Source organism: Pseudooceanicola endophyticus, assembly GCF_018760365.1.
Lineage (GTDB): Bacteria > Pseudomonadota > Alphaproteobacteria > Rhodobacterales > Rhodobacteraceae > Pseudooceanicola > Pseudooceanicola endophyticus.
Genome location: NZ_JAHIAB010000026.1, coordinates 1 through 10,329 on the forward strand (window position 1 = coordinate 1; position 10,329 = coordinate 10,329).

Annotated in this window: 10 protein-coding genes; all 10 read left to right on the forward strand. The window is 70.2% G+C overall.

All coding sequences use genetic code 11. The features are described 5' to 3' along the window. Nucleotides 1-180: 180 nt before the first annotated feature. Complete coding sequence (locus KM176_RS24170) at nt 181-570, forward strand: hypothetical protein (protein WP_160897338.1); 390 nt, start codon at nt 181-183, stop codon at nt 568-570. Between the two features lie 23 nt (nt 571-593). Then, nucleotides 594-1,364, forward strand: a complete 771-nt coding sequence (locus KM176_RS24175; protein WP_160897339.1) for a helix-turn-helix domain-containing protein — start codon at nt 594-596, stop codon at nt 1,362-1,364. 2 nt (nt 1,365-1,366) lie between these two features. Beyond that, a complete protein-coding gene (locus KM176_RS24180) occupies nt 1,367-1,945 on the forward strand; it encodes a hypothetical protein (RefSeq protein WP_215558838.1) in 579 nt (192 codons plus the stop codon). Next, nucleotides 1,942-2,820: a hypothetical protein gene (locus KM176_RS24185; RefSeq protein WP_160897299.1), complete on the forward strand. Its 879-nt coding sequence runs from the start codon at nt 1,942-1,944 to the stop codon at nt 2,818-2,820. The genes KM176_RS24180 and KM176_RS24185 overlap by 4 nt, the downstream gene beginning before the upstream one ends. Nucleotides 2,821-2,915: 95 nt before the next feature. Beyond that, nucleotides 2,916-3,641: a hypothetical protein gene (locus KM176_RS24190; RefSeq protein WP_160897298.1), complete on the forward strand. Its 726-nt coding sequence runs from the start codon at nt 2,916-2,918 to the stop codon at nt 3,639-3,641. A gap of 121 nt (nt 3,642-3,762) precedes the next feature. Next, nucleotides 3,763-4,422 (forward strand): DUF1441 family protein, encoded by a 660-nt coding sequence (locus KM176_RS24195; protein WP_160897297.1) that lies wholly within the window; start codon nt 3,763-3,765, stop codon nt 4,420-4,422. After that, a complete protein-coding gene (locus KM176_RS24200; RefSeq protein WP_160897296.1) occupies nt 4,422-6,578 on the forward strand; it encodes a terminase gpA endonuclease subunit in 2,157 nt (718 codons plus the stop codon). The genes KM176_RS24195 and KM176_RS24200 overlap by 1 nt, the downstream gene beginning before the upstream one ends. A 3-nt stretch (nt 6,579-6,581) precedes the next feature. Further along, on the forward strand, nt 6,582-6,785 hold the full coding sequence (locus KM176_RS24205) for a phage head-tail joining protein (RefSeq protein WP_160897295.1): 204 nt from the start codon (nt 6,582-6,584) through the stop codon (nt 6,783-6,785). Further along, entirely contained in the window at nt 6,785-8,224 is a 1,440-nt protein-coding gene (locus KM176_RS24210) for a phage portal protein (RefSeq protein ID WP_160897294.1), read from the forward strand. The genes KM176_RS24205 and KM176_RS24210 overlap by 1 nt, the downstream gene beginning before the upstream one ends. After that, entirely contained in the window at nt 8,211-10,301 is a 2,091-nt protein-coding gene (locus tag KM176_RS24215; protein WP_160897293.1) for a head maturation protease, ClpP-related, read from the forward strand. Before KM176_RS24210 ends, KM176_RS24215 begins: the two co-directional genes overlap by 14 nt. The last annotated feature ends 28 nt before the right edge of the window (nt 10,302-10,329 follow it).

Genomic DNA, 10,329 nt, shown 5'->3' on the forward strand with positions numbered 1-10,329 from the left:
CGCGCGCGCGAGCCGGGACAGCCCCGCGCCACGGCGCTTTGCGACACCTGTGGTCGTGTCGAAACCTTTGCCTGCCCCAGCCGGGGACAGGCCGAAATTTCCCAGAAGATCAATCGCATCGGGTGGGCGCTGGCGGATGGCCGGCTGCTCTGCCCGGGATGCGAGGCAAGGAGGAAGGCGATGTCGTCTGCACCCAAACCCCGGGCCAAGAACCCGTCCGAACTGCCCCCGCCGGCGCCCTCGCGCGCCCAGAAGCGCGAGATCGCGGAGCTGCTGGCCGCCGTCTACGACACCGCCGCCGGCTGCTACCTGGGCTGCGAGAGCGACGCCACGGTCGCGGCGGTCCTGGGCTTTCCCGAGCGCCCCGGCTGGGTCGCCCAGCTGCGCCAGGACCTGTTCGGGGACAATGGCGGCAACCAGGACATCGACGGGCTGAGCGCCCGGATGAAGGTGCTGGAGGGCCAGCTCTCGACGCTCTCGGAAGAGATCGCGGCCTCGGTGCAGATGCTGGAGAAGATCCGCATCGCCGTCGGCCCCGCCGCCCTGCGCCGCGCCGGCCAGCGCCCCTGACCCCAGAAGACCCGGGACCCCAAATGAGTATCGAAGCAATGAACTGGGCCTTCGCCCAGCGGGAGCTGAAGCCCGCCACCAAGCTGGTGCTGGTCTTCCTGGCCAATTGTCACAACCAGCACACCCGGCGCTGTGACCCCTCCCAGCAGACCCTGGCCGAGGAGTGCTGCATCAGCCGCTCGACCGTCAACGTGCACCTGAACGAGCTGGAGCGCCTGGGGCTGATCCGCCGGGTGCAGCGCTCGGACAAGGCCACGCGCAAGCAGCTCTCCAGCCTCTACCTGCTGGGCTGCGATTTCCAGGAGGAGGCCGCCGCGCAGCCCGTGTCCGAAATCCGGACTCGGGTGGGGGCGGAGGAGGGGTCCGTGTCCGGAAATCAGACACGGGAAAACAAGGGGTCCGTGTCCGAAAATCGGACACGGAAAAACAAGGGAAAAACGGCAGCCGTGTCCGAAATCCGGACACGGAAATCCCCCCGAGCCGTGTCCGGAAAACGGGCAATCCCGTGTCCGGATTTTGACCAATCCCGTGTCCGGACGGTCGGACACGAACCTGAATATAACCCGAAGGGAACCTTGCGCGCCCCCGCGTGGGCCCGCGTACACGCGAGGGGCCCCGGGTTCTTCACCGCCGACGAACGCGCCGAAGCCCAGGACATCGCCCGCCACATCCGCCGGGGCGGATCGATCCGCCCCGAGGCGGTCTCGGGCCGGGTCCGGGCCTGCCTGCGCACCGAGGCGCATCTGCCGGAACCCGAGCTGCGTGCTCATGGCCTGATCGAGGAAAGGGGCTGAGAATGGACGGACACACCCAAGCCGAGACGAAACGCGACCGCGTGCGCCGCCTGTTGCTGGCGCCGCTGGCCGGGATGGGCTTTCGCTTTCCGAAGGGCACGGCGCCCGAGGAGGGGCAGAAGCGCCTCGACCGGATCGCGGACGAGCTGGGCTACCTGGACGAGGCGAACCTGGTGCGCCTGCGCGAAAGCCTGCGCGACAAGGGCGAGGGCAGTGCGCGCCGCTTCTGGCCGGCGCATGCGACCTTCGTGGCCTTCGCCCAGCTCGCCCAGCCGCGCCCGCTGCACGAGTTGCCCGGCATCGCCAGCTGGTTCGCCAGCGTCGCCGGGCAGGAGGCCCTGGCCGCCGGGCGCCTTGTGGCCGAGTACCGCTTCTGGCTGCGCCACCACCGCCCGCCGATGAACGAGGTGGAACGCCGCCGCATCGCGGACCACTCCCGCGATGCCGCCGATCGCCTGGCGCGGCTGCGCGACAAGCAGGGGCGCGGCTGGCGCCTCGATGCCGCCGACCTCGCCTGGCTCGACGCCCATGAGCGCGACGACGCCCGCGCCCGCACCCTGATCCCGGAGACCCGCGCATGAGCATCCATACGACCTTCCCCCGCCGCCCCGGAATCGGCCCGACCCGCACGGTCTACGTCGATCCGCGCCAGACCGCCTGGGTCGACACCTGGCCGGCAAGCTTTGCCGCGGATCGGATCCGCACCTCGGACCGCGCCCTGGCCGAGATCCTCTCCCGCGCCACCCCGCCCGAAGCCTGTGGCCCCGAGATCCCTGTCGCCCCGGCGCGCGGCCCGATGATCGCCGTGCGCCCGCAGCGGATGGAGGCCGGGCCCGACGGTCGCTTCACCCGCCGCGCCGCCGGCCACGAGGGCCACCGCGCCGCCCGCACCGCCGATGCCTTCGACCTGATGGAAGCCCAGGCTTTGCGCGCGCATCCCCGGAAGGTGAAGCTGGCGCGGGAGGCCCATGCGCGGGCGGTTGCGGAGGGGCAGGCGGCCTTGCCGGACTTCGTGGCGCCGGTCTTCCTGCCGCCGTTCTCGGTCGGGCAGGTGGCGGTCGCGCGGGACTATGCCGCGCTGAGCGAACGCTGTGCCGCCAGTGGCGTGCGCTGTTCCTCCTTCGAGACCCTGAGCCGGTCCGGCGGCACCGCCGGCGACCGCGAGGCGGCGATCTTCCGGGACTTTGAGCAGCTGAGGCTCTGGCATCGCCGTATCGGTCCGGGGCTGGCGAAAGAGGTCCGCCGCATCCGCCCCGGTGGCCGCAAGCGCGGTGCGATCTACGCACGGCAGTTGGTCGACCAGGTTTGCATCGGCGGTCTGACCCTGGCCGAGGTGCTGGACGCCCACGGCTGGGAAAAGTCCGGCAAGGCGGTCGAGGGGCTCAGGTCGGCCCTGGCGGCGGCGCTGGACCGGATGCAGGGCTTTGACCTGGTGTCGCCGCAGAATGGGGGTTGACGGTTAGATCACCCCGGAGGCATAGAAGGATCATCATCACCAATTGCGCCCGGAGCGAACCCTCGCTGCCGGGCGTTTTTGTGTCCGGAGGCCAGATGTTCACGCTCAAGCTTGATCCTGCGGCCTTCGGGGCAGCGACGCTCGACCTGCAAAGCCGGGGCGTGCAGCAGGCCGCGGCCTGGGCGCTGACGGACACGGCGCAGGACGTTCTGGAACATGTGCAGGCCCGCATGGACGTGGTCTTCGACAAGCCCACGCGGTTCACCAAGAACGCCTTCATGGTCTGGCGGGCAAAGCCGGGCGACCTGGAGGCCAGCGTGATCGAGCGCCCCTCGGTGGGCCGGCGCCATTACCTCAAGCTGCAGGAGACGGGCGGGGCGCGCGGCCAGACCGGGCTGGAGAAGCTGCTCGACAGCCGGCTCGCCTATGCGGGCGCGCTGCGCAGCGTGATCCCCGCCAGCGGCGCGAAGCTCAACGCCTACGGCAACTGGCAGGTGGGCGAGCGCAACCAGGCGCTTTCGGCGGTGCAGGCGCAGCGCGATGCCACGGCGAACACGACCGAGGCGGCGCGCAAGCGCAACCGCAAGCGCGCAGGCTTCTTCGTGCCGCGGGCCGGGTCGAAGCTCTCGCCCGGGATCTGGAAGCGCGACGGCGCGGGCCGCCTGACCAAGGTGGTGCACTTCACCGCGCTCGCCCCGCATTACGACCGGCGCCTCGGCTTCTTCGACGGCGCCGAGGAGGTCCGGGCGGCGCGGCTGCCCGTGCACCTGAAGCGGACGCTGGCCAAGGCGGTCGAACGGGCGGCCAGGGCCGGGGGCTGAGGCCCGCGGGTCCTTCCCGGGCGACGCCCGCACAGGGGTAATTCGCACCCCGTGTCATCGCACAGACCATTCCCGGGGACCTCTGCTTGTTGGGGTTCCTGTTGTTGTTGGGGTTTCCACCATGACCGACCGCATCACGCTGGCCGACGGCCAGGTGCTTGACCTTGCGCGCTTTCCGCTGCCCGAAGGCGCCAGCGACGACGGTACACCACTCAGCCGCACCGAACTGGCCCGGGTCTTCGACGTCTCGGAGAACACCATCACCGACTGGATCGGCAAGGGCATGCCCGTGCTCTCGGGCGGGCGCAATGGCGTGGCCTATGCGCTGAGCCTGAGCCACTGCTGGGCCTGGCGCGCGCATCGCGAGGAGGCCGAGCAGAGCCTGCGCGCGCGCCGGGATGCGCAGAACGCCCGCAACGCGCTGGCCTTCCGCAACCTCGACATCGGCCAGGAGGAGGAGGCGGGCCTGACCGCCAAGGAACTGCGGGAATGGTCCGAGGCCGAATATCACCGCAACCGCGTCGCGGAGCAGCGCGGAGAGCTGGTGCGCGCCGCCCGCGTCCAGGAGCTGATCGAGGATCTCATGGGCGTCATCCGCACCAGCATGGGCACGCTGCCCGACCACCTGGAGCGCGAGCTGGGCCTGCAATCCGCCGAGGTGCAGATCGTCCAGCGCCATTGCGACGGCATGCTGGAGAAGCTGCGCGAACGCATCGAACGGGACGTGCTGGGCCCGGCCCAGGTCCGCCCGCTTCCCACCGCGCAGGGGGCGCTGCTGTGATGGTGATGATGGCTGACCGCGCGGCCTCCGTGCTGCACATCCCGCCGCTGCCCGCCTGGCGCGCCCCGACCGAGATCCTGGCCGACAGCCTGCCGCTGCTGGACCCGCCCAGCCGGATCACGGTGACCGACGCGGCCGAACGCCACCTGCGGGTGCCCATCGCCGGGGACTGGCGCAGCTTCGACCGTCAGGTCGCACCCTACACGGTCGAGCCCGCCGACGTGACGCAATCGCGTCGCTTCAAGGCGGTCTGCTTTGTCGGTCCGTCGCAATCTGGCAAGACGCAGATGCTGATGACCGTGGCCGCCCATGCGATCACCTCGGCCCCCGATCCGGTGCAGGTCATCCACATGACCAAGACCGATGCCGACGCCTGGGTCGAGGAGAAGCTGAACCCGGCGATCCGCAACAGCCCCGAGATCCACGAGCGCCTGGGCCGGGGGCGTGATGACGATACCTTCAGTCGCAAGCGCTTCCGGGGGATGCGGCTGGCCATCGGCTATCCGGTGGCCAACCAGCTGTCCTCGCGCAGCCAGCGGCTGGTGCTGATGACCGATTACGACCACATGAAGCAGATCCTTGGCCCCAAGGACGCGCCCGAAGGCAGCCCCTACGGCATGGCGCGTCAGCGGATCCGTACCTTCATGAGCCGCGGCTGCGTGCTGCTGGAAAGCACGCCCGCCTTCCCGGTGACGGACCCCGAATGGCGGCCCGGCCTGCTGAACCCTCATGAGCTGCCACCGGTCTCGGGCGGGATCGTGCGGATTTATAACGAGGGGACCCGGGGGCGCTGGTACTGGGAATGCCGGAACTGCGGGGAACTGTTCGAGCCCCATTTCACGCGTCTTCTCTATGATGACGGGCTGGAGCCCGCCGAGGCCGGCGCGCAGGCGCAGATGGAATGCCCGCATTGCGGAGAGCTTTACGCCCACCGCCACAAGGTCGAGCTGAACCGCCGGGCGCTGGCCGGGCAGGGCGGCTGGCTGCACGAGGGCACGCGGATCGGTGAGGACGGCCACCGGGCGCTGGTTCGGATCGATGATCCCGCGCTGCGCGCCACCGATGTCGCCAGCTATTCGCTGAACGGCGCGGCGGCGGCCTTCGCGAGCTGGGAAGGGCTGGTCAGCGCCTACGAGCTGGCCCGCCGCCAGGCCGAGACCTTCGGCGATTACACCGAGCTGTCGCGGGTCTTCTTCACCGACCGGGCCGAGCCCTTCCTGCGGCCTTCCGAGACGGACGGGGCCGCCCTGACCACGACCCAGCTGCGCGAGGCGGCGGTGACCCTGCCACGTGGCGTGGCGCCGGGCTGGACGCGGTTCCTCACCGTCTCGGTCGATGTGCAGGGCAACCGCTTCGAGGTTTTGGTGATGGCCTGGGGCCTGCAGGGCGAGCGGATCGTGATCGAGCGTTTCGCGATCTCGCAGCCCCCGGACCACGCGCCGCGCGCGAAGAACGAGGACGGGCGTTACCGGCTGCTTGATCCGGGCCGCTACGGCGAAGATGCCGATGCGCTGCTTGATCTCGCGAGCCGGGCCTGGCCGGTCGAGGGGCAGCCCTGGGCACTGACGCCCGCCGCCCTGGTCATCGACTTCAACGGCCCGCCGGGCTGGTCCGACAAGGCCGAGGCCTTCTGGCGGGCGCGGCGCCGGGACGGGCAGGGGCATCTGTGGTTCCTCTCCATCGGGCGTGGCGGGTTCCACCAGCGCGACCGGGTCTGGCACGAGGCGCCCGAGCGCGGCTCAAGGGGGCGCAAGGCCCGGGGCATCAAGCTGCTGAACATGGCCGTCGACCGGCTGAAGGACAGCGTGCTGGCGGCCCTGGGCCGGATGGAGCGCGGCATGGGGGCCCAGCACCTGCCGGACTGGCTGGAGACCGAGGCCCTGGCCGAGCTGCTGGCCGAGGAGCGCGGCTTGAAGGGCTACACCAAGAAACAGGGCGTCACCCGGAACGAGACGCTCGACCTTTCGGTCCAGGCTCTGGCCCTGGCCGAGCACAAGGGCCTGAACCGCATGAACCCCGAGGCGCCGCCCGACTGGGCGGTGCTGGGGCCGCAGAACGTCCATGCGGTTGCTACCGAAGAGAAACGTCGGGCCGATCCGCCGCCCGAGCCGCCCCGGGCCGTGCCCGCGCAGATCAATTTCCTGAAACGGAGGTAACCTATGGCCTACAGCCAGACCCAGGTCGACGCGCTGCGGGCGGCCCTCGCGCGCGGCGCGACCAGTTACAAGCTGAACGGCGAGGAGGTCACCTACGCCTCTCTCGTCGAGATGCGCCGCCAGCTGCGCGAGATGGAGGCCGAGATCGCCGGGCGCCCGACCTCGGGGCCGGTGCTGGCCTATGCGCGCAGCACGCGGGGTCTGTGATGGCGAACTGGATCGACCGGACCGTCCTGTCCCTGGCGCCGGAGCATGGCGCCCGCCGGATCGCGGCGCGCGCCCGTGCCCAGGTGCTGATGAACTACGATGCGGCGAAAAAGGGGCGGCGCAGTTACGGCTGGGCCGCGCCGGCCACCGATGCCGACACGGCGGCGGGGCGCAGCCGGCGGCAGCTGCGCAACCTGTCGCGGGATTTCATCCGCAACCGATCGCTGGCGGTACGGGGGCAGGCGGTGGTGACCGGCAACGTGGTGGGCACCGGCATCATGCCCTCGGTCCGCGCCGCCACGCCCGAGGCCGCCGTCGAGGCCATGGCGGTGATCCGTGACCACCTGCTGACATCGGCCATCGACACCCACGGGGTCGAGGCGCTGCCCGGCCTGCAACGGCAGGTGATGAACGCGGTCTTCAGCGATGGCGAGATCCTGATCCGCCGCCGCATGCGCGACCTGCGCCATGAACCCGACCTGCGCCTGCCGTTCCAGGTCGAGCTGCTGGAGGTCGACTACCTGGACGAGACGCTGACCAGCTACGGGCGCAACGAGGTGATCGAGGGCATCGAATACGGCCCCACCGGAAAGGCGGTGGCCTATCACCTCTATGACATGCACCCCGGCGACGGGCTGCATCTGAAGGGCGCGCGCTTTACCAGCCGCCGGGTGCCGGCGCAGCAGATCCTTCATGTGCGCCGCATCGACCGGCCCGGCCAGATGCGCGGCGTGCCCTGGCTTGCGCCGGTGATGATGACCATCGGCGAGCTGAGCGATTACCAGGAGGCGCAGATCCTCAAGCAGAAGGTCGCCTCGCTGCTGGCCTTCTTCGTGGAAGCCGGCGACGACGGGCAGGTCTTCAACGGCGGCAGGCTGGAAGAGATCGCCCCGGGCGCCATCGTGGGGCTGGGGGCGGGCCAGAAGGTGACGCCCTCCGAACCGCCCCGGGTCGATGGCTATCCGGATTTCATGCGCGAGGGCGTGCGGGTGATCGCCACCGGCCTTGGCCTGACCTACGAGAGCTTCGGCGATCTGACCGGCGTCAACTTCAGCTCGGGCCGCATGGGCCGGATGGAGATGGATCGCTTCATCCAGGTCTGGCAGCAGCAGCTGATCATCAACCAGATGTGCCACGGGATTGCCCGCTGGACGCTGGAGGCCTGGCGCCTGGTACAGCACGCGCAGCGCCTGCCGCCGCCGCCCGAGGCGCTGGACTGGACCCCGCCGCGCCGCCCGCTGATCGACCCGTCGAAGGAGATCGGCGCGGCGGTCGAGGAGATCGAGGCGGGCCTGACCTCGCGCCAGCGCAAGCAGCGCGAGATGGGCTACGACCCCGATGTGATCGCCCGGGAACGGGCCGAGGACGCCCGGCGCGAAGGCGCCCCGGCAGTGCCCGCCGCCCAACCGCAACAGGAGGAAGACGATGGACGGGACTGACCTGATCCTGAACGGCGAGATCATTCTGGAGGGCGACGTGCTGCCGCACGAGCTGTGCCAGTACATGGACACCGGCTGTTTCTCGGCCCGGATGGTGCGTACGGCGCTGTCGCGTTTCGACGGCGACGTGACCGTGCGCGTCAATTCCGCCGGCGGCAGCCCCTACGAGGGCGAGGCGATCCGCGCCGCCTTCGAAGTCCATCCCGGAAGGGTGCAGGTGGTGGTGGGCGGCATCGCCGCCTCGGCCGCTTCGTTGATGATCATGTCGGCGCACCGGATCGAGATGACCGCCGGATCCTTCCTGATGATCCACAACCCCAGCCGGGGCATCTGCGGCACGGCGGAAGAGCTGCGCAAGGAGGCCGAGGACCTCGACCGGCTGGCCCAGGTCTATGCCGGCGTCTACGCGACCCGCGCCGGCAAGGCGGTCGAGGACGTCATGCGGATGATGAACCAGGAGACCTGGCTTGGCCCCGCCGACGCGGTGGCCGCCGGCTTTGCCGATGCGGTCACCGGCTCCGACGCGCCCGATCCCCCCAGCATGGCCGCCGTCATGTCGCTGCACATGCGCTCGGTCGCCAACCTGCGCATGTGCGCGGCCCGGCTGGCGCCCGAGGAAACCCCGGCCCCGGTGGCCGATGACCAGAACGACACTGAACGGCACGACAAGGAGACCCCGATGACCACGCCCACCACCGACACCCCGGAAACCTCGGCCCAGCCGACCGCGCCGGTCACCACCGCGCCGGTCACCACCATGGCGGCGCCCGATCCGGCGGCGATCACGCAGCGCGCCGTGCAGGCCGAGCGTCAGCGCCAGTCCGACATTCGCCGCATGGCGCGCCCCTTCATGCAGGCCGGCCAGCTGAGCGAGGCCCAGGTCGACCAGCTGATCGACGACGGCACCACTGCCGAGACCGCCGGCACCCGCATGATGGCCTTCATGGCGCAGTCCGAACCGCTGACCGGGCAGGGCGGCCCGCGCGCCCGCATCACCCGCGACGAGGGCGAGACGCGGATGGAAGGGATGATCCAGGCGCTGATGCAGGACTTCAAGGGCCCGGGGGCGCAGTTCCGCGGCATGCGCGTGCGGGGCCTGGCGATGGAACTTGCAGGGCGCTCGCGCAGCTATTCGGACAACGAGACGCTCTATGCCGGCTTCCGCTCCACCGCGATGATGGGCGGTGCCAATGGCGTCTCCGACTTCGCCTATATCACCACCGAGGTGATGAACCGCACGCTGATGGCCGAGTACGAGCGGCGCGGTTCACCCTGGCAGCGGGTCACCGGCACGCCGCTCACGGCGTCGGACTTCCGCGAACAGCACGCGGTGCGCTTCGGCGGGGACTTCCAGCTGAAGACCGTGAAGGAGAACGGCGAGTACCAGGAGGCGACGCTGCGCGACGAGGCCGAGGGCCTCAAGGTCGAGCGCCGGGGCCGCACCATCCACCTGACCTTCGAGGCGGTGCTGAACGACGACATGGGCGCCTTCGCCCGTATCCCGCGCGAGTTCGCCATCGCCGCCCGCACCATGGAAAGCGCCATGGTCTGGACGCTGATCCGGGGCAATGCCAAGCTGAAATCCGACGGCAAGGCGCTGTTCCACGCCGATCACAAGAACCTGGCCGCAACGGCCTCGGTGATCTCGGACGATGCGGTGGGCGCGGCGCGCACCGCGATGTGGGAACAGACGGCCTTCGGCTCGAAGGATCCGGATGATTTCCTGTACGTGACGCCGGATCTGCTGCTGGTGCCGCCGGCGCTGGAGAACGCGGCGCTGAAGTTCGCCACGGCCACCACGCCCGCGAAGGACAGCGACGTGAACCCCTACAAGGGCACGCTGACCCCGATCACGGTGCCGAACCTCGGCGCGGCGGCGGGCGGTTCCGACAAGGCCTGGTATCTGGTTTCTTCGGACAATCCGCCGATCTCGGTCGCCTACCTGGAAGGCCACGAGGCCCCGCTGGTGCGCACCATCGAGGGCATGAACCCCGACAAGGTAACGATGAACGCCCGCCATGTCTTCGGGGCCGCGCCCAGCAGCTTCCTGGGCATCTACAAGAACGCCGGCGCCTGATCCGGCCCCGCGATCCTGACCTGACGAA

What these genes read in the sequence shown, in the direction of transcription:
- KM176_RS24185 (WP_160897299.1), top strand. Translation starts at nt 1,942, where the DNA reads ATGAGCATCCATACGACCTTCCCCCGCCGCCCCGGAATCGGCCCGACC.
- KM176_RS24175 (WP_160897339.1), top strand. Translation starts at nt 594, where the DNA reads ATGAGTATCGAAGCAATGAACTGGGCCTTCGCCCAGCGGGAGCTGAAG.
- KM176_RS24215 (WP_160897293.1), top strand. Translation starts at nt 8,211, where the DNA reads ATGGACGGGACTGACCTGATCCTGAACGGCGAGATCATTCTGGAGGGC.
- KM176_RS24180 (WP_215558838.1), top strand. Translation starts at nt 1,367, where the DNA reads ATGGACGGACACACCCAAGCCGAGACGAAACGCGACCGCGTGCGCCGC.
- KM176_RS24205 (WP_160897295.1), top strand. Translation starts at nt 6,582, where the DNA reads ATGGCCTACAGCCAGACCCAGGTCGACGCGCTGCGGGCGGCCCTCGCG.
- KM176_RS24210 (WP_160897294.1), top strand. Translation starts at nt 6,785, where the DNA reads ATGGCGAACTGGATCGACCGGACCGTCCTGTCCCTGGCGCCGGAGCAT.
- KM176_RS24170 (WP_160897338.1), top strand. Translation starts at nt 181, where the DNA reads ATGTCGTCTGCACCCAAACCCCGGGCCAAGAACCCGTCCGAACTGCCC.
- KM176_RS24195 (WP_160897297.1), top strand. Translation starts at nt 3,763, where the DNA reads ATGACCGACCGCATCACGCTGGCCGACGGCCAGGTGCTTGACCTTGCG.
- KM176_RS24190 (WP_160897298.1), top strand. Translation starts at nt 2,916, where the DNA reads ATGTTCACGCTCAAGCTTGATCCTGCGGCCTTCGGGGCAGCGACGCTC.
- KM176_RS24200 (WP_160897296.1), top strand. Translation starts at nt 4,422, where the DNA reads ATGGTGATGATGGCTGACCGCGCGGCCTCCGTGCTGCACATCCCGCCG.